The organism is Phocaeicola acetigenes (assembly GCF_027529745.1).
GTDB lineage: Bacteria > Bacteroidota > Bacteroidia > Bacteroidales > Bacteroidaceae > Phocaeicola > Phocaeicola acetigenes.
Genome location: NZ_JAPZVM010000004.1, coordinates 1 through 24163, shown reverse-complemented (window position 1 = coordinate 24163; position 24163 = coordinate 1). Strand labels below are relative to the sequence as shown.

The window sequence follows — 24163 nt, the reverse complement described above, 5'->3', positions numbered from 1 at the left end:
AAAGAAAGGAAAAGCCTGCAGTATTTTGTACTGCAGGCTTTTTTATAAAGTTTTTCTAAAAGAATCAGAATCTCTGTGGAGGCTTATTTGCCGATTTTTATTTTCAAAATTTTGCCACCGTATGCAGGCAGTGTAATGGCAACCGGTTTATTTGCTGTAAACGAAATGGTTTCCTTCTGGCTGTCGAGCAAATTGGTAGCAGTAATGCTTTCGTATTCAGGCATGTTCAGATACTCAAATGCATGTGCCGGAAGATTGATGGAAACCTGTGCCGGAGTTTCGTCGAAGTTGACTGCAATGAGCAATACCTCATTCTCCTGTTTACGGAGAAAAGCATACTGTCTGTGCTCGTTCATCTGCCATCCTCCCTGATTTACGTACATCAAATCGAAGAAAGTACCTTCGCGAAGTGCTGCTTCCTGATTACAGAGGTTAAGCAGGCGGCTATAGAACTTGCGCAGTTCTTTCTCTTTTGGACTAAGCAGATGGGTATTGTAGCGTCCGTTGTTGCTCCAGCGGTACAAACTGTTTACACTCCAATAGTCGAAGATGGTAGTTCGTCCGTCTCTTCCGCTAAATCCTTCCTCGTCCATACCCGGTTCTCCCAGTTCCTGTCCGAAATAGATCATCATTGGATTCGTATTCATGCAAGCCGATACAATAAGAGCCGGAAGCGCCTTGAACGGATTGCCGGCAAAGAAGTCGGAAGCAATGCGCTGTTCGTCGTGATTTTCAAGGAAGTTGAGCATGTGGCTTTGAATGTCGTTCACACTTTGCCAGCATGAGGTAATAGCAGTAGCAGAGCTGTACCCACAAGTGATGCCTCTCAGTGTGTCGTACAATCCTACCTTATCGTACAGATAATCGAATTTTCCGTTGAACAGATAGTTGCGGTATTCGTTCGGATTGTAGACTTCGGCAATAAATATCAGGTTCGGATATTGGGCTTTTACTTCCGGAATTGCCCATCCCCAGAACTCGCACGGAACCATTTCTGCCATGTCGCAGCGGAAGCCGTCAATTCCTTTTCCTGCCCAGAACAGAAGAATATCTTTCATCTTATGCCAGGTATCTGGAATGGGTGAAAAATGATTTCCTGTATTGTGAATGTAATCTGTTCCGTAGTTAAGTTTTACTGTTTCGTACCAGTCGTTCCGGTTAGGGTAGGCATCGAAACGGTTGTTTCCCGTAGCTTTGGCGGGTGATTCATAGTAATCTCCCATACTTTCATTATGAAGGTCTATTTCTCCTTCCAGTTTTTGTCCGGGGATGTAATAGAAATTGTTGTCGGGAGAGAAAGCTATATTAGGATTATCGGTTTCTCCCAGATCTTTCACTCTTCTGGGTTTGGCAAGCGACTGGTATTGACGGGATACATGATTCGGCACAAAATCGATAATGACTTTCAGACGGTTGGCATGTGTACGTTCAATCAGGGTTTCAAACTCCTTCATGCGTTGATTGACGTTTACAGCCAAATCGGGGTCTACGTCATAATAATCTCTGATGGCATAGGGAGAACCCGCTTTTCCTTTTACGATAGAAGGGTGATTGCGAGGGATACCGTAAGCTGTGTAGTCAGTTTGTGTAGCATGTGCAATGACGCCGGTATACCATATATGTGTGGTTCCCAATTTTTTTATTTCCTGCAGGGCCTGATTAGTGAAGCCCGCCATCTTTCCGCAGCCGTTTTCTTGTAACGAGCCGTTATAAACGGAGGTTGGTTTGGAATTTCCGAACAGTCGGGTAAAAACTTGGTAAATAATAATCTTTTCCATTTCTATATGTTTATTTTTTGTACTCTTTTAAAAAATCTAATGTGGCAAAATAACCGGCACTGAATATCTCTTCGGCTCTGTCTAATTCGTGATTGCCGTATTTTTCCAGTCCGTCGGGGGCTATTACCCAATCGGCCTGCTCCAGTTCTGTCAGACTGTTGGACTGGAACATAAAGTGATATGCCCGTAGTGCAATGTGGATGATATCGTTTTTGTACTCATCGGCCATCAGTTTGTATACGTTTAAGGCAATCACTTCATCGCACAGGTCGCGTATGGGGCTGATAGGAATATTCATAAATACTCCACCATCTACGTAATGTGTACCCTGAATGGGAATAGGAGGAAATAAAACAGGAATGCAGCAGGAAGCTGCAATACGCTTGGTTATCTCTCCTTTGGTAAAATGTACACTTTTCCCATTGTCGAAATCGGTTGCTGTAATAATGGTTGGAATAGACAAATCTTCTATCCGTTTGGCTTTTAAGTTACTTTTCAGGAAATCAATAAAATAATCCATTTTCATCAGACTGTCTTTACTGGGTCTGATTTTAGCCAGATCCGTAAAGGTGCGTTGCGAAAATAATTGGAGAATTTCAAAAGGCTGTTTACCGTCTGCAATAAAGGCGCTGACAATGGCTCCTGCACTGGTTCCGGAGAGTATGTCCGGGCGGATTTTGTTCTCGAATAAAGCTTGAAGTATTCCCAAGTGTGCAATCCCTTTGATAAATCCTCCGCTTAATGCGAATCCTGTCTGATATTTTTTACTTCCCATAAAAATGAATAGTTGATTTGTGTCTGTAGCAAAGTTATTTCTTTCTTTTCTTTTTCAAGATAATTTTTGAAGATTATTTTTGTTCTTCTTCATTTACGGTAAATCCGACTAAAAGCCGTACCTTTGTATGCAGAATGAATAAAGAAAACGAATGGGAAAAGGTAAATTAGCAAAGTTTGCAGATATGGCGGAATATCCGCACGTGTTTGAATATCCATATTCTGTAGTGGATAATGTGCCGTTTGAAATGAAAGGCAACTGGAACCGTGATTTTTTCAAAAATGACAATCCTATAGTTCTGGAACTGGGATGTGGACGTGGAGAATATACGGTAGGGCTGGCTCGCCGTTATACTGATAAGAACTTTATCGGGGTAGACATCAAAGGCGCACGCATGTGGACAGGAGCTACTGAGGCTTTGAACGAAGGATTGAAGAATGCTGCTTTTTTACGGACAAACATTGAGATTATCGATCGTTTTTTTGCTCCGGGTGAAGTGAGCGAGATTTGGTTGACATTCTCGGATCCGCAAATGAAGAAAGCTACCAAACGTCTGACTTCTACATATTTTATGAACCGCTACCGGAAGTTCCTGCAACCGGACGGACTGGTACATCTGAAAACAGACAGTAACTTCATGTTTACCTATACCAAATATATGATTGAAGAGAATCATTTGCCGGTAGAATTTATGACGGACGACTTGTATCATTCCGGACTGGCCGATGATATCTTGAGTATACGTACTTATTACGAACAGCAGTGGTTGGACCGCGGACTGAACATCAAGTACATCAAGTTCCGCCTGCCGCAGGAAGGGGAGTTGAGAGAGCCTGATGTGGAAATAGAGCTGGATGATTATCGCAGCTACAACCGTAGTAAGCGTAGTGGACTGAAAACAAGTAAATAAACGATATTATGACTCTTTATCCGAAATTGATTCTTGATGCACTGGCTACAGTGCGTTATCCGGGAAACGGTAAAAATATAGTTGAGGCTGAAATGGTAGCCGATAACTTACGTATCGACGGGATGAAAGTCAGCTTTTCACTGATTTTTGAAAAGCCGACAGATCCTTTCATGAAATCGGTAGTCCGTGCTGCCGAAACTGCTATTCACACGTATGTATCGAAGGAAGTAGAAGTGACTATTGCTACGGAAAGTAAGCAGGCGGCGCGTCCGGAGCCGGGCAAAATGCTTCCGCAGGTAAAGAATGTGATTGCTGTATCTTCCGGTAAAGGAGGAGTAGGTAAGTCGACAATAGCAGCCAATCTGGCGGTAGCTCTTGCCAAATTGGGATATAAAGTGGGTTTGCTCGATGCGGATATTTTTGGTCCTTCCGTTCCTAAAATGTTCCAGGTAGAAGATGCCCGTCCGTATGCAGAGACTGTAGATGGTCGCGACCTGATTGTACCGATAGAAAAATATAGTATCGAATTGCTTTCTATTGGTTTCTTTGTCGATCCCGATCAGGCTACTTTGTGGCGTGGCGGTATGGCAAGCAATGCCTTGAAACAGTTGGTAGGTGATGCAAAATGGGGAGAGTTGGATTATTTTATACTTGATACTCCTCCGGGTACCAGTGATATTCATCTGACTTTGCTTCAGACGCTTGCTATTACCGGAGCGGTAATTGTCAGCACACCTCAGCAGGTGGCTTTGGCCGATGCGCGCAAGGGTATCAATATGTATATGAACGACAAGGTTAATGTGCCTATTCTGGGACTGGTAGAAAACATGGCTTGGTTTACTCCTGCTGAATTGCCGGAAAATAAATATTATCTGTTTGGAAAAGAAGGAACCAAGCGATTGGCCGAGGAACTGAATGTACCTTTGTTGGGACAGATTCCTATTGTACAGAGTATCTGTGAAAATGGGGATAAAGGAACACCGGTAGCTTTGGATGAAAATTCCGTAACCGGACAGGCATTCATTGAATTGGCTCGTAATGTGGTAGAGCAGACCGAAAAGCGTAATGCTGAACAGGCTCCTACGCAGATTGTGAAGACACATAAGTAAACCTGAACAATCGGAATCCTGATGAATTCGTAGTCGGGAACATTGGGGAATCCAAAGAGAATATATGAAATCAGCCAACCTGTTTATGAATATGGGTTGGCTGATTTTTTATTGTATACTGTCTTGATGCGAGTACTCATTACTCCTTACAGGTAGTAAGTTCACTCCTTATTAGTGAGTACTGTACTCATTCTTGGAAAAAACTCCAGTACTTTCAAGTGAGTACTGGAAATACATCAGGAAACATACTTTTCCGGAATTATAACTTATCTGATTTGTGTATTGTCGGCGGACAGAGAAAGACTGATTCCTACTTGTTCGCAGTCCGCTCCCATAGGTGGGTTTTGCTTGTAAAGTTCGACATCTACTTCTTCTATGGCAGGAAAATCATGCAGCAGGCGGTTGGCTATGCGATAGGCTACATGTTCCAGCAACTGTGAAGAGATTTGCATCTCCTGCTTTACCGCTTCAAATACTTCAGCATAATTTATTGTTCCTTCCAGACAGTCGGTTTGTGCGGCCCGGCTGAAGTCGGTTTTTAAACGGAGGTTGACAGTGTATTCGGCACCTACACGGTTTTCCTGTGGGAGAACACCATGAAAGGCATAGAGTTTGAGACCTTTTAAGTGAATGTACATATCAGTAAAAATAGATGAGATGGATTCTTTTCTATCTAAAAGAGACTAATAAATAAAGGAGTTAAGTCAGCAGATAAACTTCTGTGTATGTAAAACTCTGACTTAACTCCTTTTTGTATCATTAAAGTGATTCGGCTTCTGGGATTATCCGCAACGTGATGAACCGCAAGTCTTGCAAATCAGACATCCTTCCTGATAAACCAGCGTTTCATTTCCACAGTTCGGACATTTTACTCCACGTGCTTCGGTTCCGTCTTGAACGTATTTTTTCAAAGCACGTTCTACACCGTTCTTCCATGTGTTGATATTTTCGCTGTCCAATTGTAGAGAACCAACCAGTTTGATAACCTGTTCAATCGGCATACGGTAACGGAGAACTCCCGAAATCAGTTTGGCATAGTTCCAGTATTCTTTGTTGAACTTTTCAGACAAACCTTCAATCGTCATCTTATATCCGCGTTTGTTTTCGAACTGGAAGTCGTAACGCTTGTTGCCTTCTTCGTCGTAGTTCTTGATGATACGTCCGGTAGTCACCGATTTAGGCAACAAGATACCTTCTTCATCATCCTGCAAACCGGTAAAGATTTCGTAAGGACGTCCGTCGAGCAAACCTACAAAAGCAACCCACTTCTCTTTGTTATTCTGGAAGCGTACTACATCCGCTTCAAGTACACGCGGACGTGTTTCTACTACCTGAGGTGGTTTGCAGTGGCACTCTTCTTCTTTATTTTCTTTTTTCTTGGTTGAAATCAGCACACCGGCACGCGAACCGTCGCGGTATACAGTACATCCTTTACAGCCAGAACGCCAAGCTTCTACATACAGACGGTTTACCAGATCTTCGTCTACGTTGTTAGGAAGATTGATAGTTACACTGATAGAGTGGTCAACCCATTTCTGGATACGTCCCTGCATCTTCACCTTCATCAGCCAGTCTACATCATTGGAAGTAGCCTTATAATAAGGTGATTTTGCAACCAGGTCGTCGATTTCTTCTTGAGTATAACGTTTGTCTGGATCGTATCCGTTTACCTTCATCCATGTCAGGAATTTATGGTGGAATACGATGTATTCTTCGAATGCGTCTCCTGTTTCGTCTACGAAATCGATACGTACGTTTTCATCGTTCGGATTTACCTTACGGCGGCGTTTGTAGACAGGCATAAATACCGGCTCAATACCGGAAGTAGTCTGAGTCATCAGACTGGTAGTTCCGGTCGGGGCAATAGTCAGACAGGCAATATTGCGTCGGCCATACTGTCTCATTTCTTCGTACAATGCCGGATCTGCTTCTTTCAGACGATTGATGAACGGGTTGTTTTCTTCTCGTTTTGCGTCATAGATTTCGAAGGCTCCACGTTCTTTTGCCATGTTTACAGAAGAGCGGTAAGCTTCAAGTGCTACAATCTTATGTACATTTTCTGAGAATTCGGTTGCTTCTTCCGTTCCGTAGCGTAAGCCCATTGCAGCCAGCATATCTCCTTCGGCTGTGATACCTACACCTGTACGACGTCCCAATCCGGATTTACGGTAAATCTTTTCCCACAAGTGGCGTTCAGAACCTTTCACTTCATCACTTTCAGGGTCTGAATCAATTTTTTCCATGATACGTTCAATCTTTTCCAGCTCCAGATCGATGATATCGTCCATGATACGCTGTGCCAATGCAACATGCTTCTTGAACAAGTCGAAATCAAAGTAAGCCTCCGGAGTAAACGGATTGACTACGTAAGAGTATAAGTTGATAGCCAGCAGACGACAAGAGTCGTATGGGCACAAAGGAATTTCACCACATGGATTGGTGGAAACAGTACGGAATCCTAAGTCGGCATAACAGTCGGGTACAGATTCACGGATGATAGTATCCCAGAACAATACACCCGGTTCTGCAGACTTCCAGGCATTGTGTACAATCTTTTTCCACAATTCAGATGCATTGATTTCTTTTGTAACCTGTGGATTCTCTGAATTGATAGGATACTGCTGGGTATACATACGGTTTTCTACCGCAGCTTGCATAAATTCATCATCCAATTTTACAGAAACGTTAGCCCCGGTAACTTTTCCTTCTGTCATCTTGGCATCGATGAATGATTCGGAATCGGGATGCTTAATGGATACACTTAACATGAGGGCACCTCGACGTCCGTCTTGTGCTACTTCACGGGTAGAGTTGGAGTAGCGTTCCATGAACGGAACAAGACCGGTAGAAGTCAATGCAGAGTTTTTTACCGGTGAACCTTTCGGACGGATGTGTGAAAGGTCATGACCTACACCGCCACGGCGTTTCATTAACTGAACTTGCTCCTCATCAATGCGAATAATTGCTCCGTATGAATCGGCTGATCCATCTAATCCGATTACAAAACAATTTGACAAAGATGCTACCTGAAAATCGTTTCCAATACCAGTCATCGGACTGCCTTGAGGAACGATGTACTTGAATTGATCAAATAGATCGAAGAGCTCTTTCGGGCTGAGTGCATTAGGATATTTAGCTTCTATTCGAGCTATTTCATTGGCCAAACGCCAATGCATATCCTCCGGTGATTTTTCGTAAATGTTTCCAAAGGAGTCTTTCACTGCGTACTTGTTTACCCATACGCGAGCTGCCAGTTCGTCTCCTTTGAAATACTGCAATGAGGCTTCATAGGCTTCATCGTAGCTGTAAGTTTGCTTTTCCACTTTATATAATGAATTTAGTCTGTTATTACTTATGTTTTTAATTTAGGTTTAAAGTTAGTGTAGAGATTTTGCTTATTAATAACAAACCGCTGCAAAGCTAAAGATGTTTTTCTAATTGGCAAAATAAAATGAGAAGAAGTTATTAACAGGTCTCATGGTTTTCCAAAATGAAATATTAATATTCTGATTATTAGTTATATGTAAAAATGAATATTTTGAAAAGTTTTCCATTTTGAATCACTATATAGAAAATATCCTTATTATTAAACTTTTGAAAATGCTGATGGAAAAACTCAGATAAATTACTATCTTTGTAGAAAATGATATAATGAATGATAATTATGGAATCGATAAAAAACAGACGTACAATACGTAAGTATCAGTCTAAGGATATTCCGGCCGAACTGCTGAATAGCTTGCTGGAGGAATCTTTCCGGGCTTCTACTATGGGGAATATGCAGTTGTATAGTGTGGTGGTGACTCGTGATCAGGAAATGAAAGTGAAGTTGGCTCCGGCTCATTTTAATCAGCCAATGGTGACTTCGGCTCCGGTTGTGCTGACCTTCTGTGCAGACTTCAACCGTTTTAGCAAATGGTGTCGTCAGCGTAAGGCGGAACCTGGTTATGACAATCCTATTTCTTTTCTGAATGCAGCTACGGATGCGTTGCTGGTTACTCAAAATTTTTGTACATTGGCAGAGGAAAATGGTTTAGGAATTTGTTATTTGGGAACTACCATTTATAATCCTGATCAGATTGTGAAAGTGTTGGAATTGCCTGAGCTCGTTATGCCGGTTGCGACTATTACTGTGGGCTATCCGGATGAGTGTCCTGAACAGCCCGACCGCTTACCGCTTACCGGTATTGTGCACGAGGAAACTTATCATGATTATACTCCGGAGATGATAGATGAGATTTATGCATATAAAGAATCGTTGCCTGAAAATAAGCATTTCGTGGAGATTAATCATACAGAAACTTTGGCTCAGATATTTACGGATATCCGCTATAAGAAATCAGACAATGAACTGATGTCGGAAACACTGAGAAGAACTCTCAAGGAACAAGGATTCGAAAAATAAGCAATATTTCAAGGCTCATGCATCATGGTGTATGGGCCTTTTTTGTGAGAATTTGCAGATGGGATTCTTTTTAGAAGAATAAGAAGAAGGGGAGGTTACGGATAAGAAAGAAGGTATCGGAACCTTTGTCGATGTCTCGATGAGTTCCTTCACCTTCCCGATGTTTTCTTATCAAGGGATTTGTTATTTCTGTCTAAGACCAGCTTCAATTTTTTCTATTTCAGCTTTGAAAGCCTTGTCTACTTCTACCTGATCTTTTACGATTTTACAAGCATGGAGCACTGTTGCGTGGTCTTTATTTCCAATCAGTTTTCCAATCTTAGAAGAAGAAGTATCTGTATGCTTCTTTGCTAAATACATGGCTACCTGACGTACTTGTACTACTTCACGCTTGCGAGTCTTGGTATGGATAGTAGATGCATCGACGTTGTAATGACTGCATACCTTTTCGATGATGTCTTCTACACTGAGCGGTTTTACTTCTGCACAGCGTACTGCTTTCCGTACGATGCGTTGTGCCAAATCTAAGTCGATTTCACGCTTGAACAGGATAGACTGAGCCAGCAATGAGTTTACAATACCTTCCAGTTCACGTACACTTTCGTTTACGTTTTCCGCGATATAGCAAATTACAGATTCAGGAATAGTCAAACCGTCACGACGAATCTTATTGCGCAAAATGTTTTTACGCAATTCTACATCCGGTTTTTCCAATTCGGCTACAAGTCCCCATTTAAAACGGGTAAGCAGACGGTCTTCCATACCCTGCAACATAACAGGAGCACGGTCGGAAGTAAGAATCAACTGCTTGCCGTTCTGGTGCAGATGGTTGAAAATGTGGAAGAATGTATTCTGTGTTTTGGTAACTCCTGCAAACTCCTGAATATCATCAATAATCAGTACATCAATAGTTTGATAGAAACTGATGAAATCGTTGAAGTGGTTGGTACGTACGGAGTCTGTATACTGAACCTGAAACAAGTGTGCAGATACGTACAGTACACGTTTTTCCGGATACAGTTCTTTGATACGAGTACCAATGGCATTGATCAAATGGGTTTTTCCCACACCTGACGGTCCGTACAAAAACAACGGGTTGAATGTACGTGCAGGGTTCTGTGCTACTGTTTCAGCTACAGTGCGTGAAAACTCATTACTGTTTCCTTTGATGAAGTTCTCGAAGTTGTAGTTCGGGTTTAGATGTGGATCTAAATCCTGTACAGCTGGAGCTTGTAAAGGATTAGGTGCTTTATTACCGTTATGGATAGGAGCCTGTGCAGGTAAAGCCTGTGAACGTTTTGTTCCTTCTATGTTGATGGTAATATGGTTGGTCTTATCTGTAAGTATAGAATACATCAACTCAGTACCTTCACCTATTTCTTTATAGATAGCGGTACGGAGCAACCCCACATATTTTTCTTCCAGATATTCATAAAAGAAAGGGCTGGGAACGCCGATTGTCAAAGCTTTGTCCTCGTATTTCAAGGGGACAATAGGCTCAAACCAAGTTTTAAAGGCTGTCGGATTAACGTTGTCCTTAATAAAGTTTAAGCAACGTTGCCACAATACAATAGCCTGATTGTTTTCAATCATATTTACGTCGTTATTAATAAAGCAAATCTTCTACAGCTGCAAATGTCGGAATGAAATTTTAGAAAAACAAATACATTTTTCTTTGCTTTTTTGCTTTTAATTATATTCTATTGGAGTTCAATGGGTTATTAAAGTATGGATGATGTTTTTTAAATGAAAGCTCTTGCATATCTCCAATGCTTTGTAAATTAGAATTTTACTTAATATTGGAAATGTCAGATAAATAATCACCCACTGTTTAATACATTGTTAATTAGTGATTTATTAAGATAGTGTAATAGGATGTATAAGTGGGTGATTATTTAGATATAATCTATATAAGCTTTGTTATTTATCTTTTTTTCCAAACAATGAAAAGTGTACGTAACGTTTAGGATGTGCCTTTAAATCTTCTAATAACGCTGCTGCATTTGCTGTGCTGGCATTTAAATTATAATACAATGCTGAGTCGTTCATCAGTAATCCTAAAGAGTTGTCTTTACGGTTTAATTTATCTGTCAGCAAGCGTACATTGTTCAGTGTAGAGTCTACTTTCATGAAAGTAGATGCATAGTTTACGTCCTTCAGGTTATTGGTAATAACTTTCAGGTTTTGGGTAATTTCAGTTACGTTATTTGTCAACTCTGGTACATCGGTCTTCATCAGAGTGTTTAATTGGCGGCTGGTTGCGTTAAGTGAAGCGGTCAGCTGCTCTGCATTGTGCAGAGTGTTCTCCAAAGCCGGATCGCCTAACAATTTGTTTAGAGAAACTAAGATCGAGTCGAGTTTCGGCATCATCTGCTTCATCTGTGGAAGCAGTGTCTTTTCTGCTTCTCCTAAAATTCCAGTGTTGGCTACTCCGGGAAGAGTATCTTTTTCTGTATAATAGGTTTGACTGTCAAGATTGAAATGCAAGTTCATCTTGACTGTACCCAGCATTTCGGTGACCAATTCTGCGTGGCTACCTGTTGGGATTTTCATCGCTTCGTCCAATTCTACTCCTACAACCACATGGCCGGGATTCTGGAAATTATATTCAATGTCGCGTACAATACCGATTTTAAATCCATTGGCAAATACCGGACTGGATTTTGCCAATCCATTAATGTCGGAAAATTCTACATAATAGTAACTTTCTGGCTTGAATGTGTTGATTCCTTTCAGATAGTTGAAGCCAAAGAAAAGAATAAGCAGGGAAGCGATACCTGCCAAGCCGATTTTTACTTCTTTTTTCATCTTGTTGTATTGTTCTAGTTTTATTTGTTCTTTTTAAATTCTCTAATAGCTTGATTTATATTCATTTTTTCTCCGTCTTTGAACGCGATGATAAATGCATCTTTAAACTTTGCATCTACTTTGCTGCGTTTCAGACGTAGTATCTTGTTGTAGTCGGTACTTTCGCCGTACGTATATTTGTAGATACCTTTTTCTTTATATCGGTCTACGGGAGATAAGCCTTTAAATTGTCTGCTGTTCTTAGGCAACACCTTGTCTGATGTCAAGATTTGTATCTTGAATACCGGCTTACTGGAGGTATTGCTCTTAGAACTTTGAGAAATTTCTTTTGGCTGGGCCGTTTGGGCAGTTTGCACCGGTTGGGTATCGGCAGCTGTGGGTTCTTCAATTACGATATCCTCTTCTACTTCTACCGGTTGAGAAGAAGTGAGAACTCCCGGAGAAGAAGTCTTCTTGTTTGCTTTGTAGTTGACAAAAGCTTGATAAATACTCTGTGCCAGCATGCTCGATCCGTTGCTTGACAGCAGGTAAGCCTCTTCGTTTGGATTGGTGATATAACCTAATTCAATCAACACACTGGGCATAGATGTTTCCCGAAGAACCAGAAAACCGGCCTGATGCACTCCTTTGTCTATTCTGCGTGCTTTGTGTCGGAACTGTTGCTGAATCAGCTGTGCGAAGTTGACACTTTGAGCCATATTTTTGTCTTGCAGAAATTCGAAGATGATGTAACTCTCGGAAGAATTAGGGTTGAATCCTGCATATTGTTTCTGATAGTCATCCTCGATAAGGATAACGGCATTTTCCTTTTGTGCCACTTCCAGATTTTCCTGTGTACGGTGCAATCCCAATGTATAGGTTTCCGTTCCACTTACTCTGCTGCTTCGGGAAGCAATCGAGTTGGTATGGATTGAAATGAAAAGATCGGCCTTTGCTTCGTTTGCAATCTCAGCCCGGCGGTGAAGCGGTACGAATACATCAGAGCTTCTGGTGTATACCACTTTAGTATCCGAATGATTGTTCTGAATCAGTTTCCCGAGTTTAAGTGCCACACTGAGGTTGATGTTCTTTTCTTTTCCCCGCTTTCCTATGGCCCCGGGGTCATGTCCTCCGTGTCCGGCATCGATTACCACGGTAAATTTTTTAGGGGACGCGGCATGCATCGCATTTTCCGGAATAACAATCCATAGGAAAATGCAGATGATATATACTGTGTAAACTATGTTATTCCTCATATTAGGGGACAAAGTTAATAGAATTTTTACAGACTTTGGGCGTTAAAGAGGGAAGAAATACTTTTTATAAGCGATAATGTCTATAAAAACCAATAAAAATACTATGGCTTTGTTGGCTTTTACGTATTTTTGCCGATAAAATGAACATTTTGTCATGTTGAGATTTATAAAAAACTGGACACTGCCGCTGGCGATGCTTGCCGGAGTGATTGGATATTTCTGTTTTTCCGAATTGGATTTTCTGGCTCCTACGAAGCCTGTAGTAAAAGTTGCAGTGAGTTTCCTGACTCCTTTTCTGATATTTTCTCAGTTGTTGCTTACCTTTTGTAAAGTAGAGGTGAAAGAGCTGACTCCTAGAGGCTGGCATGGATGGTTGCTTTTGTGTCAGTTGGTTTCGGCTGCTGTAGTAGCCGGGGTGTTGTATACCTGTACATTGGATGAAGCCTGGCGTGTAGCGTTAGAAGGAATGTTGGTTTGTCTGATTTGCCCTACGGCTACAGCAGCTGCAGTGGTGACCGGCAAGTTAGGAGGAAATGCAGCCGCACTGACGACGTATACGTTAGCTTCCAATTTGCTGGCGGCTGTTTTTGTTCCACTTGTTTTTCCTTTGGTGGAGCCGTCGACAGTCGAGTTTATGACTGCATTTCTTTATTTGCTAGGTAAAGTATTTCCCTTGTTGCTTTTCCCTTTCTTTCTCGCTTTGCTGCTGCGGCATTTTCTTCCTTCGGTGCATCGTTTTCTGGTAGGCTTGAAAGACATGGCATTTTATCTGTGGGCGGTAGCACTTACTATTGTCATGGCACAGACCACCCGTTCGGTGGTAGAGGGAGATGTGGCTGTCTCGGAAGAAATATTGATAGCTACCCTTATCTTAGTGGTTTGTGTATTGCAGTTTGCTGTCGGAAAGTGGATAGGAGGCCGCTATCAGGAGCGTATTAGCGGGGGACAGGCATTGGGACAGAAAAATACAGTATTGGCTATTTGGATGGCTTATACTTATCTCAACCCGGCATCAGCTATTGCTCCCGGTAGTTATGTATTGTGGCAGAATCTTATTAATAGCTGGCAGCTTTGGAAGAAAAGGAAACAAGAGGAACAATAAAATATTGCCGGTCTGACAGTATTTTGTAAGTAAGATAGGGGCAATAGACTTCCTCTCTTGCGTTTATATTGAAAGAAACGGGTAACTGCTTTCGGTTAAGGGAGTAAATAAACCTGAAATCAGGAGCAGAAGCCTTGAAGAAAATAAACCTTAAATCGAAAAAACAATGAAAGAAAGTGAACTTTGCAAAGACATGCCGTCTCATTATGCGGCTTGTCTGCACGCGGACTGTCCTTGTGCGGCATCTTGTCTGCATCAACTTGTGTATCAGCCACTGATGGAAAAAGAAGCTGTTTTCTACCTTATCAGTCCTCTTCGCTGTAGCAAAAATCAGTCGTGTGTCTATTATCGCAATGCAGAGCCTGTGCGTTATGCATTCGGTTTTAAAGGTATGAAAGAAAAAATGTATCCTGCCCAGTATCGTAAATTCATGTCTGTGCTGACAGCGTATTTTGGGTATAATCCCTATTTCGACCGCAAAAAAGGAAAACGTGCCCTTCCTCCTAAGGAGCAGGAATTCATTTTGCAAACGTTGAAAAAGTTGGGAATAGAAGAACCTTTGGAGTTCGACCGTTACGAAAATCGGGTCAATTGGAAAGACTGATACTCCTTACATGTAAAAACTGCACTCATTGCCCGAAAAAAATACACTACTTTCAGGTAGTGAGTGCAGTTTTTACATGTAAGTACTGGCGAGTATTAAAATCGTGGCTTGCCATACTCCGGTTATATTCGTGCTATGGTATCTTTGGCTTAAAAACCAACTGCCCTATAATTGAAGAGACAACAACTATAAAAGATATTGAAATTTTTATCAAATGAAACTACTTCATATTTCAGATACTCATGGCAAACATAAATTATTGACCGGTTTGCCTGTAGCCGATATAATAATACATAGTGGTGATGTGGGTATGATAGGAACCGAAGAAGAAGTTATAGACTTTTTAAACTGGTTTCTCGATTTGCCTTACCGCTATAAAATCTTTGTACCCGGAAATCACGATGATTGTCTTATGGATGCGGAGATTAGTGGGTTGGATAACAATTGTTTTATTCTTTGCAATAAAGGAATAGACATAGAGGGCGTAAAAATATATGGAGTTCCTACATTTACTGAATATGCTATAACGGGTGAAGAGGACAAATATATAAACCTTATTCCCAACAACATAGATATTCTCGTTACACACCAGCCTCCTTATGGTATTCTTGACTATTCAGACGGTGTACATTATGGGTCTGTCTTGCTGTTAAAGCGATTGATGGAGATTAAACCGAAATTTCACTTGTTTGGACACATACATGATGCATATGGTATTGAAAAAGGACAATATACACTTTTTTCAAATTCCTCGGTTATGGACAATAATTATCAATTAAAACACAAAGCGAATTTATTGGTTATAAATACAACCGGAAATGATGTTTTATCTTTATGCCCTAACCAATAATAGAGAAATTCCAGATGTGGATGAAGTGACTGCAATGATAGAGGCTTAATAAGCACATGGGTTTCTATTGTCTGAATTTAGGGAAGAAATGGGTGTATAAATTCTGATATTTGATATGAGTTTTCTATTATTTTAGGAATAAAAGATTTAAAGAGAAATAAAGAGCCTCGTGATGTATTGTTTTGTAAACCCTTGTAATTCAAAATATTTTGTTATATTTGTGCTCGGAATTATAACAAATTTATATAGATTTACTATGAAAAAGGCTATATTTTTAGCATGTGGGATATTGTGGGGTTGTACAATAACCATGCAGGCAGAAGACCTGCCTTATAAGAATCCAAAGCTCTCTGTAGAAGAGCGTGTAGAGGATTTGCTGAAGCGAATGACAGTGGAAGAAAAGTTCTGGCAAATTTACATGATGCCCGGAGATTTGGATGCCGGAAAAGAACGTTTTAAAGATGGTATTTTCGGGTTCCAGGTAGCTACTGTCGGATCGTCCGATCCGCAAATGCGCCAGATGCTTCAATACAATCCGAAGATGACAGCGGCCGAAACCGTAAAAAAAGTGAACCGTATTCAGCGCTATTTTGTAGAAGAAACTCGCTTGGGTATTCCTGCCATTATTTTCGATGAAGCTTTACATGGACTGGTGCGTGGAGGAGCAACTGCATTCCCGCAATCTATCGCCTTGGCTGCGACATTCGATACTACGCTGGTCAGCCGGGTGTCTACCGCCATTGCCCGTGAAACAAAAAGCCGCGGAATCCGACAGATTCTTTCTCCGGTGGTCAATCTGGCTACAGATGTACGCTGGGGACGTGTAGAAGAGACTTATGGCGAAGATCCTTGTCTCTCGGCTGATATGGGAGTCAGTTTCGTGAAGAATTTCGAACGAATGGGTGTGATTACTACTCCGAAACATTTTGCAGTCAATTCCGGTGACGGTGGACGTGACAGTAACCCGATTCATTATACGGAACGTTTCCTGGAAGAAACTCATCTGGTACCGTTTAAGGCTTGTTTCCAGCAGGGTGGTTCCCAGTCGGTAATGACTGCATATAATATGATAGATGGTACACCTTGTACGGCTAATTCCTGGCTTACTATCGATAAGCTCCGTAAAGAGTGGGGCTTCGACGGTTTTACTATTGCTGATGCCGATGCGGTAGGTATTATTCATAAACTGCACCATACTATTAATAATTGGGAAGAAGCTGGAGCTACGGCTGTGAACAATGGACTTGATGTTATTTTCCAGACTACTTATGAAGAGCATGAACCTTTTTTGGAAGCATGTCGTAAAGGGTTGATAACGGAAGAGGCTTTGAATAGAGCGGTACGTCAGGTCTTGAAGGCTAAATTCCGTTTGGGATTGTTTGAAAATCCGTATATGGATGAATCGGAAGCCGACCGCTGGAATGCCTGTGCAGAGCATCGTGCCTTGGCTCAGGAGGCTGCTGCCCGTTCGATGGTATTGCTGAAAAATGAAAACCAGCTGTTGCCTTTGTCGCGCGACTTGAAGCGTATTGCTGTCATTGGTCAGGATGCTGCAGAGGCTCGTTTAGGTGGATATAGCGGTCCTGGTGTAAATAAAATCAGCATTGTAGAAGGATTGAAAAAAGAACTGGCCGGTAAAACGGAGGTAATCTATGAAGAGGGCTGTAAGCGTATGAATCCGCAATGGCTGACTATCCCGGAAAACTGCCTTTCTCTAGAAGACGGAACTTCAGGATTGGCTGCTTCTTATTTCAAGAATATCCGTTGGGAGGGAACTCCTGCTTTGAAACGGAATGATAAGGCTGTGCAGTTTTCGTGGACGCTCTTTGCTCCGGATTCTTGTCTGGCAGTAGACTGGTTCTCGGTAGAATGGAACGGAAAACTGAAATCGCCGGTTTCAGGAGATTATCAGATTGGTCTGGAAGGAAATGATGGATATCAGTTGTGGATTGATGGTAAAAAGGTAATCGACCGTCCCGAAAAGGCGTCTTTCCGTACCGAAGTTGTTCCTTTCCGTTTGGAAAAAGGAAAAGAATATGCAGTAAAAGTCCGTTTCTATGAAAATACCCGTAACGCCCGTATCCGTTTGGTATGGAATGTAGGAGTACAGAATGAAGATGCTTCCATTGAAAAAGCAGTGCGTGCTGCAGCTTCGGCTGATGTAGCTGTTGTTGTGGTTGGTATCGAGGAAGGTGAATTCCGCGACCGTGGCTATCTGACTTTGCCGGGACGTCAGGAAGAACTTATCAAGCGTGTGGCTGCTACCGGAAAACCGGTTGTGGTAGTGCTGGTTGGTGGTAGTGCTGTAGTGATGTCCGAGTGGTTGGATAAAGTACCGGCAGTGCTGAATGCCTGGTATCCGGGTGAAGCTGGTGGTGCTGCAGTAGCTGATGTCTTGATGGGGGATGCCAATCCTTCCGGAAAACTGCCGATTACTTATCCGATAGATGAGGCTCAATTGCCGTTGAACTATAGCCATAAACCTACCGGAAGAAGCGATGATTATCTGAATCTGACAGGTGAGCCTTTGTTCCCCTTCGGTTATGGATTGAGCTATACTGAATTCGAATACAATAATCTGAAAGTACAGCCTTCTGGTAAACATACTTATAATGTTTCATTTACAATCCGTAATGTCGGAAAATACAAAGGTTATGAAGTACCTCAACTTTATTTGAAAGACAAAGTTGCTTCGGTTACCCAACCGATAACCCGTCTGATTCATTATGCAGCTATAGAATTGAATCCGGGAGAAGAAAAAACGGTATCGTTTATTGTAAATGAACACGATCTTTCTATGTTGGACAAATCGATGAACCGGGTGGTAGAGCCGGGTGATTTCCGTTTGATGATTGGCCGTTCTTGCAAGGATATCCGTTTGCAGGAAGTGATTAATGTAAAAGAATAAATATCGGAGATAAATATAGATTGTGTTTTTAATGATACGGAGACTATTTCAATTTGAGATAGTCTCCGTGTTTTTTTCTATTGTTGGCAATTACTGATCCAAGATTATTCTGATAATTTTTCTTTCTTGATTTCTGTAAGATAAAAACGGAAGAAAGCATCTTTTATTTCATCACGGACACGGTGAAATTCCGAATCAATGAGTTCTGCTGTTCCGGTAGCGTGCGAAGGATCGTCGAAACCAATATGAAGTCGTTTTCCTACTTTGCCGATGAGTGCAGGGCAGTTTTCGTTTGCACCTCCACAGACTGTAATCACATAATCCCATTCTTGGTTGAGGTATGTATTTACATGTGTCGGTTTGTGTGAGCTGATATCTATTCCTGCCTCTTTCATAACTTCTATGGCTTTTGCATTGACTTGTGTAGCAGGTTCTGTTCCACCGGAATAAACTTCAATGTTTTTATCGAAAGATTGTAGGAATCCATGTGCCATCTGGCTGCGGCAACTGTTTCCTGTGCAAAGAATCAGTACTTTCATATTTGTGCTTTATGTTTTGGTTATTTTTATATCGAAGGCAAAAATATGAATAAAAAATGATACACAGAAAAAGTGCTCATATGGTAAAGTGACCGTTTTGCAGATAACAGACTTTTGAGAGGCATATTCTTGGAGAGATGAAATACGTAATACTTTTGAAATAATAAGGCTCTATTTATTATAAATAAGGTGGAAAATTGTATTTTCTGGCTTTTTAAGTCTGTTATTATACTGCTGTTTTATTAATTTTGTATTTGCGCGATTGTAAGGAATTGAGAGGAATTCTGTGTGCGTTTATAAGATTATTTCTGATTTTAGTTATTATTTGTTGCATTAGTTAAAATAGATTTATTTAAAAGTAAGTGAAGAGTTGCTGAAACTTTGATTATCAATGGGATTTCAAAAATATTTGTGTCAGCTGGCAGCATATTTGATGAGACTTATGAAATGAGGCATGAACATTTTGATTTTTTAGTTGTTCTAGGAATAGTGTCTTGATTGAAGCAGACACTGCAATAGGTATTTTTAATTGGTATAAACACAAAAGATTTTTATTTGAATTTTTATGATTAAAAAAGGGCTATTCTTGGCTTGCATAATGTTTGCAAGTATTTCATGTACGGAACAGTTCGAGAATAACGGGGATATTGGTAATAGTAGAGGGAATGAAGCTGTTTTCAGGCTTTATTCTGCTGGTTTTGGTAATGCAGCCACACGGAGTGGCGAAACCGCAACCAAGGCCGTTTATGATTTTCTGGACTATTATATAGTAGATGAAAATGGTAAAGTAGTGACTGATATCAAATCTAAATATAAGCCGGAAACATCTGAGATCGTTGCGGAAGGATTGCATGAAGGAAGCTACCGATTGTTGGTGTTGGGAGTAAAAGGTGATAAAGAAAGTGATGGAGCAACAGTAAATAAGGTCACAGATGTGAATGATGTGTGGCTGAGCTTTCCGGAAGACCTAAGCAAACCATTGGACTGTGAGTATTTCTATTCGGACACTCCTTTTGATGTTACTATAGTTGAATCGGAAGGCGGTAAACAGGAAACCATATTGAGTGAGGAAACTGTTACGCAACATCGAATTGTTGGTAAGGTGAAGTTTGATTTTGACTTCGAGAATATGTATATAGAATATTCTGTGACTAAAAATGTGGCAGATGTAGAAACTCCGAGATTTTATACTTCGATGACGGCCAACAAGCAGTTTTCTGGAGAGAGCAATCGGGTACTGAATGATCTGAACCTGCTGGATGGAAAAGAGTATCTGTTTATGCCAACTGTTGAAGGAAGTGCACTGAATGGAGAAATAGGAATGGAGAGCCGGACGTATACAGGAGGAACCGTCTCGCAGACATATGGATTTAGTGGAATAAAGGTGCTTCCTAATCAGATTACAACTGTTAATACGGACGTAAATCATCCGGAAGATAATAGAGGGACCATGTTTATATCTTCAGTTGCATACAAGCATGGCAATCATAAAAAGATTCTTCAGGACGATGAAAAGAAAGGTGTGTATACAGATAAGTCTCAGCGTTCGTTTAATACATCCAATCCTTTACAATTGTCTGTGACAGATGAAGGACAGTTTCATATGCGTTTTTATTCTCCGCGTGATTTGGGACATGTAACTGTGAAGGCCCTGATTCCGGAAGTAAGTAATGAATGGATGGATTTTGCTTATTTGGATACTATCCCTGCTTTTGGAGATGCATATGTGGATGTTCCTATGTTGAAAAAGCCGACTGTATGTAAAGGAGAAAGCGGACGTTTGATAAATGTACAGAAACTTTCTGTCGCACAGTTGAAAAAGGCACAGTTTAAAATAGAGTCTCCTGAGGAATTTTGGAAAAAAATAGAAAAAATCCAGCATGGTTGGACAATATATTGGGGACTTTACGGAGGTGATCCTGACAGACCCGACGGTGGACCTGTAGGTAACTGGATGGGGATACGTCCGGTACATATTAGGGAGTCAATTGCCTTGTTCCTCAATTTTACTTATATGATAGACATGCCTGAGCACGAACAGATTTTGGAGGAAAATAAAGATAAACTCTATGACGATAATAAGAATCCTATCGAAGTAGAGAGAGTCTTGCAGCAGATGAGACAACAGCGCACTTTGCAGGTTGGATTGGTTTATCCAGGTAATGGTGTGGGAGGATTAGGAGGAGGAACCACATTTGGAGCTTATCAGTCTGCCTGGTTCGATCATTACTCCAGTACTTATGCATGCAGTATCATGTTTCATGAATTAGGACATGTGATGGGATACGGGCACAGCAGTTCGTTTACTTATGGCCCTTGGGCAGAAAGCTTGATGAATAATTTTTATGTCAATAATTTGTATCAGATGCCTATTGACTCAAAAAGCTATTTGAATAGTTCAAGTAATCCAAACAAGTATTAATGTTTAAATTGTTTAGAAAGTGATAAGATTGGTTTATATAAAGAATGTAATAGCTGCAATATTTCTTTTGGGAATTATGCAGTCTTGCAATAATAATGAATTATTTTCCGAGAAAGCAAACAATGGAGTGGTATCCGGTCAACTGTTGGAAAGCAGAGCTTCTGAAGAAGGAGGTGAAACTTCTTATTTTGCCGGAAAAGTGACTGCGGTAGCATTTGATGCTGATGGAGTAATTGTAATGGTTCGTGAGAACATTCAGGTAGACCAGAATGGTAAGTTTAGTGTAGTAATCGGAACAAAGGCTAAGAAATGTTATTTTATAGCCAATGCTCCCAAAGAAGTGATTCCTAATTTGGGAGTAACTGAAACAGAGTTCAAAAATATGGTGATGACTGGTCAGTTGGATAGTACTTTAGATCCGGTTATGTTGGGAGGCATTGATATGGACTCGTATCATTGGGAGCCGATTGTAATGCAACGCTGTGTAGCCCGGTTGGATCTGAAGATGCAGGTTTCCGGAGTTTCGGTAAAACGTATTACTGTAAAAGGTGCTGCTGACAGAAGTTTTCTCTTCCCTCATGAAACTGAAACTCCGGAAGACCTGCAATTGACAGATTTTGTGATGGATTTTGCTGATGCTGCTCTGACTGATAGTAAGAACCGGTTAATGTATCTGCATGAACAGCAGACTGGAACTCCGGAAGTGGTGATGGAAGTGACAGTAGATGGCCGTATGATGGAACTGAAAGAAAAGTTGCCTGAAAAGATAAAAAGAAACAGCTTGTATACACTGAAAGTGTATGGAAGTGGGGCAAAACTGAACATACAGGTTGCAGAAAATGACTGGGAGAGCGGTCAGAATAATGAATCGTCTGTGATTACATTGGCAAAAGTAAATGTGGAAAGTTCACATTTGGATGGTGCAAGAGTAAATGAAAAAGGCGATACTGTATTTATTCCATATAGCGATAAGACTCTTTCTTTGGCAATAAATACTGAAGAAGGAATGACTGTAAGAGCAGAGGGAAGTCTTGATTTGGTTGAAGTGTCTGTGGCACAGAATGCAACGCGCGGTAATGTGGCGTTAGATAAGTTGACTATGGTGAATGTGACAAGCAGGCTGAAAAGAATCGGAATGCCTTTGCAATATTCTTACTTGGAATCATTGGATAGTAACGGAGTGATGAAGGGACGTATTGTATTGGTTTTCGAACCCAATCCTGTGCAGATGACTGGTGCTCTTTCATTTTTGGAGGATACATCTTATGATTTTGACCGCTATATTGATGGTGAGTATGCACGTCTTATCTTGCCGAAAGGTATGAAAGCGGAACTGGAGTTTGGAGCAGGTGAAGACCAGTGGGCCATATTAAAAGAAACGGAAGCAGGAAGTGATACTTTGAGACTGTTGGGAGGATGGAAACCCAACGATCCAAAAGCGGACGGAAGAAAGCAGGTCGTTACACTGAAACTTAGTAACGAGGATGGTTCTGATATGGAAACTTATACGATAAGTCGTTTAAATTATGGACTTCCGGTAGTGGAAGTTGCAGGAAACTGGTGGTGTAAGTATAACCTTAAAGGTACTGCTAACGACTTTAATGACCAGATATTGGTTAATGCAGATCCGGTAAAGGAGGGCAGCCTGCTTGATTATCTGAAAGATTGTTCATTGGAAGAACTTAAAGCTGTGATGGGTGACCAGTATCAGGGAGGAAACTTGGAAGGATTGCCTCTTACATTGTCTGACGGAAAATTTGAATATTCAGGATTCAAGTCGAGTGTATCGGTAAATATCAATACACAGGGCAAGCAAATGGTTCCTTCAGGATATGAGATGCCCTCGGATAATGATTTCAGAAGACTGGTTAATTCGGATGATGCTAAGCTTGGATACGAACCGGCTGTTTATAATAATAATATGAGTGGTGTTGACAGTTTCAGACTGAATTATAATCACGGTAACCGTTCTGTCAGCATTGATGATGTAGTATACGGAAAAGTGGGGTTCTATGATTTCTGCGAAGAAGCTTTTGCAAGCGATAACAGCAAGCATGTGGTGCTCTTCGGTTGGGGACACCAATGGGAGGCTGGTACCGGAAAAATCAGTTCGGATGATTTCATTTTTGCTGTTAATAATGGAACTTCAACAGCATGGATGATGGAAGGCTGGTTTGTGGACATGAGAGGTAACTGGTTTAAAACTTCGACTCAGAACAATGTGAAATCCAGAACTATCAGATGTAAGAAGTCACCTGTAGAATATATTTATAAATGAATTGACGAATGATGAGATATAAATTGTGGTATGTCGTTTCGACATTGTTGTTAGTTTTGGCTGCATGCAGCAATGAAGATACAGTAATAACTAAATCCGGAGGTAAGCTGTCGAGAGTTTCCATGGATTTTCCGGCATCTTACAATGTAGATAATATAAAGTACTTTTATTTTGAGAATGGAGAATTGGGCTCTTCTGGTTCGGTACAGCCGACAGGAACAGACCTGAAACTCCCTTTGGAAGGAACCGGTACTCTTTATGTGATAGCGAATGAGGGGAATAAAACCTCCTCATTCGTGGGTAGCGGAATGACAGAGGAAGTTTGGCAGGATGCTACTATTGATTTGGATGAATCGCAAAAGCCCTTGAACTTTATAATTGGAAAGGTTGCAGTCGAAGATAATGTTGCAGAATATTCTGCCGTAATGAAGCGGGGAGTA

Annotated in this window: 18 protein-coding genes; 10 read left to right on the top strand and 8 right to left on the bottom strand. The window is 41.1% G+C overall.

Translation table 11 applies throughout. The features are described 5' to 3' along the window. Positions 1–83: 83 nt before the first annotated feature. Positions 84–1778, bottom strand: coding sequence for an alpha-amylase family glycosyl hydrolase (locus O6P32_RS06485; protein WP_269877551.1), 1695 nt, complete (start codon positions 1776–1778; stop codon positions 84–86). Positions 1779–1788: 10 nt separating this feature from the next. Continuing rightward, on the bottom strand, positions 1789–2553 hold the full coding sequence (locus tag O6P32_RS06480; RefSeq protein WP_178266611.1) for a patatin-like phospholipase family protein: 765 nt from the start codon (positions 2551–2553) through the stop codon (positions 1789–1791). A 151-nt stretch (positions 2554–2704) separates the two neighbouring features. Between O6P32_RS06480 and trmB the strand changes: the two genes are divergently transcribed. Together trmB and O6P32_RS06470 are read left to right on the top strand one after the other, a co-directional pair. Then, positions 2705–3463 (top strand): tRNA (guanosine(46)-N7)-methyltransferase TrmB, encoded by a 759-nt coding sequence (gene trmB, locus O6P32_RS06475; protein WP_178266610.1) that lies wholly within the window; start codon positions 2705–2707, stop codon positions 3461–3463. Between the two features lie 8 nt (positions 3464–3471). Then, positions 3472–4572: an Mrp/NBP35 family ATP-binding protein gene (locus O6P32_RS06470; protein ID WP_269877549.1), complete on the top strand. Its 1101-nt coding sequence runs from the start codon at positions 3472–3474 to the stop codon at positions 4570–4572. 266 nt (positions 4573–4838) lie between these two features. On the opposite strand, the gene folB is transcribed toward O6P32_RS06470, so the two are convergent. Both folB and O6P32_RS06460 read right to left on the bottom strand, forming a co-directional pair. Further along, a complete protein-coding gene (folB, locus tag O6P32_RS06465; protein ID WP_269877548.1) occupies positions 4839–5210 on the bottom strand; it encodes a dihydroneopterin aldolase in 372 nt (123 codons plus the stop codon). A gap of 144 nt (positions 5211–5354) precedes the next feature. Continuing rightward, a complete protein-coding gene (locus O6P32_RS06460) occupies positions 5355–7895 on the bottom strand; it encodes an adenosylcobalamin-dependent ribonucleoside-diphosphate reductase (RefSeq protein WP_178266607.1) in 2541 nt (846 codons plus the stop codon). 341 nt (positions 7896–8236) lie between these two features. On the opposite strand from O6P32_RS06460, the gene O6P32_RS06455 reads away from it, so the two are divergent. Further along, the gene (locus O6P32_RS06455; protein ID WP_269877546.1) at positions 8237–8977 is read left to right on the top strand and encodes an NADPH-dependent oxidoreductase; all 741 of its coding nucleotides are present in this window, start codon (positions 8237–8239) and stop codon (positions 8975–8977) included. 183 nt (positions 8978–9160) lie between these two features. Here the strand turns inward: O6P32_RS06455 and dnaA are convergent, their stop codons facing one another. The 3 genes from dnaA to O6P32_RS06440 all read right to left on the bottom strand — a co-directional run bounded on the left by dnaA (position 9161) and on the right by O6P32_RS06440 (position 12948). Beyond that, positions 9161–10570: a chromosomal replication initiator protein DnaA gene (gene dnaA / locus O6P32_RS06450; protein ID WP_178266605.1), complete on the bottom strand. Its 1410-nt coding sequence runs from the start codon at positions 10568–10570 to the stop codon at positions 9161–9163. Positions 10571–10897: 327 nt separating this feature from the next. After that, entirely contained in the window at positions 10898–11785 is an 888-nt protein-coding gene (locus O6P32_RS06445; protein WP_178266604.1) for an MlaD family protein, read from the bottom strand. Positions 11786–11805: 20 nt separating this feature from the next. Further along, complete coding sequence (locus O6P32_RS06440) at positions 11806–12948, bottom strand: N-acetylmuramoyl-L-alanine amidase family protein (RefSeq protein WP_408636049.1); 1143 nt, start codon at positions 12946–12948, stop codon at positions 11806–11808. A gap of 226 nt (positions 12949–13174) precedes the next feature. Here O6P32_RS06440 and O6P32_RS06435 point away from each other — a divergent pair, with 226 nt between their 5' ends. From O6P32_RS06435 to O6P32_RS06420, 4 genes are all read left to right on the top strand, one after another. Then, positions 13175–14122: a bile acid:sodium symporter gene (locus O6P32_RS06435; RefSeq protein WP_269877535.1), complete on the top strand. Its 948-nt coding sequence runs from the start codon at positions 13175–13177 to the stop codon at positions 14120–14122. Positions 14123–14288: 166 nt separating this feature from the next. Continuing rightward, positions 14289–14726, top strand: a complete 438-nt coding sequence (locus O6P32_RS06430) for a DUF6078 family protein (protein ID WP_269877534.1) — start codon at positions 14289–14291, stop codon at positions 14724–14726. Between the two features lie 214 nt (positions 14727–14940). Next, positions 14941–15576: a metallophosphoesterase family protein gene (locus O6P32_RS06425; protein ID WP_269877533.1), complete on the top strand. Its 636-nt coding sequence runs from the start codon at positions 14941–14943 to the stop codon at positions 15574–15576. A 256-nt stretch (positions 15577–15832) separates the two neighbouring features. Beyond that, the gene (locus O6P32_RS06420) at positions 15833–18484 is read left to right on the top strand and encodes a glycoside hydrolase family 3 C-terminal domain-containing protein (RefSeq protein ID WP_269877531.1); all 2652 of its coding nucleotides are present in this window, start codon (positions 15833–15835) and stop codon (positions 18482–18484) included. Positions 18485–18588: 104 nt separating this feature from the next. Here the strand turns inward: O6P32_RS06420 and O6P32_RS06415 are convergent, their stop codons facing one another. Beyond that, positions 18589–19023 carry an arsenate reductase ArsC gene (locus O6P32_RS06415; RefSeq protein WP_269877530.1) on the bottom strand — a complete coding sequence of 145 codons (435 nt, stop codon included), beginning with the start codon at positions 19021–19023 and terminating at the stop codon, positions 18589–18591. A gap of 586 nt (positions 19024–19609) precedes the next feature. On the opposite strand from O6P32_RS06415, the gene O6P32_RS06410 reads away from it, so the two are divergent. The 3 genes from O6P32_RS06410 to O6P32_RS06400 all read left to right on the top strand — a co-directional run. Further along, on the top strand, positions 19610–21445 hold the full coding sequence (locus O6P32_RS06410; RefSeq protein WP_269877529.1) for a hypothetical protein: 1836 nt from the start codon (positions 19610–19612) through the stop codon (positions 21443–21445). Between the two features lie 76 nt (positions 21446–21521). Then, on the top strand, positions 21522–23723 hold the full coding sequence (locus O6P32_RS06405) for a hypothetical protein (protein WP_269877527.1): 2202 nt from the start codon (positions 21522–21524) through the stop codon (positions 23721–23723). 8 nt (positions 23724–23731) lie between these two features. Continuing rightward, positions 23732–24163 (top strand): hypothetical protein (locus O6P32_RS06400; protein WP_269877525.1); only part of this gene is annotated, 432 nt, incomplete at its 3' end.

Bases quoted from the DNA above. Each gene is read 5' to 3' on its own strand.
- O6P32_RS06485 (WP_269877551.1), bottom strand. From the start codon at position 1,778: ATGGAAAAGATTATTATTTACCAAGTTTTTACCCGACTGTTCGGAAAT.
- O6P32_RS06480 (WP_178266611.1), bottom strand. From the start codon at position 2,553: ATGGGAAGTAAAAAATATCAGACAGGATTCGCATTAAGCGGAGGATTT.
- trmB (WP_178266610.1), top strand. From the start codon at position 2,705: ATGGGAAAAGGTAAATTAGCAAAGTTTGCAGATATGGCGGAATATCCG.
- O6P32_RS06470 (WP_269877549.1), top strand. From the start codon at position 3,472: ATGACTCTTTATCCGAAATTGATTCTTGATGCACTGGCTACAGTGCGT.
- folB (WP_269877548.1), bottom strand. From the start codon at position 5,210: ATGTACATTCACTTAAAAGGTCTCAAACTCTATGCCTTTCATGGTGTT.
- O6P32_RS06455 (WP_269877546.1), top strand. From the start codon at position 8,237: ATGGAATCGATAAAAAACAGACGTACAATACGTAAGTATCAGTCTAAG.
- dnaA (WP_178266605.1), bottom strand. From the start codon at position 10,570: ATGATTGAAAACAATCAGGCTATTGTATTGTGGCAACGTTGCTTAAAC.
- O6P32_RS06445 (WP_178266604.1), bottom strand. From the start codon at position 11,785: ATGAAAAAAGAAGTAAAAATCGGCTTGGCAGGTATCGCTTCCCTGCTT.
- O6P32_RS06440 (WP_408636049.1), bottom strand. From the start codon at position 12,948: ATGCATGCCGCGTCCCCTAAAAAATTTACCGTGGTAATCGATGCCGGA.
- O6P32_RS06435 (WP_269877535.1), top strand. From the start codon at position 13,175: ATGTTGAGATTTATAAAAAACTGGACACTGCCGCTGGCGATGCTTGCC.
- O6P32_RS06430 (WP_269877534.1), top strand. From the start codon at position 14,289: ATGAAAGAAAGTGAACTTTGCAAAGACATGCCGTCTCATTATGCGGCT.
- O6P32_RS06425 (WP_269877533.1), top strand. From the start codon at position 14,941: ATGAAACTACTTCATATTTCAGATACTCATGGCAAACATAAATTATTG.
- O6P32_RS06420 (WP_269877531.1), top strand. From the start codon at position 15,833: ATGAAAAAGGCTATATTTTTAGCATGTGGGATATTGTGGGGTTGTACA.
- O6P32_RS06415 (WP_269877530.1), bottom strand. From the start codon at position 19,023: ATGAAAGTACTGATTCTTTGCACAGGAAACAGTTGCCGCAGCCAGATG.
- O6P32_RS06405 (WP_269877527.1), top strand. From the start codon at position 21,522: ATGCAGTCTTGCAATAATAATGAATTATTTTCCGAGAAAGCAAACAAT.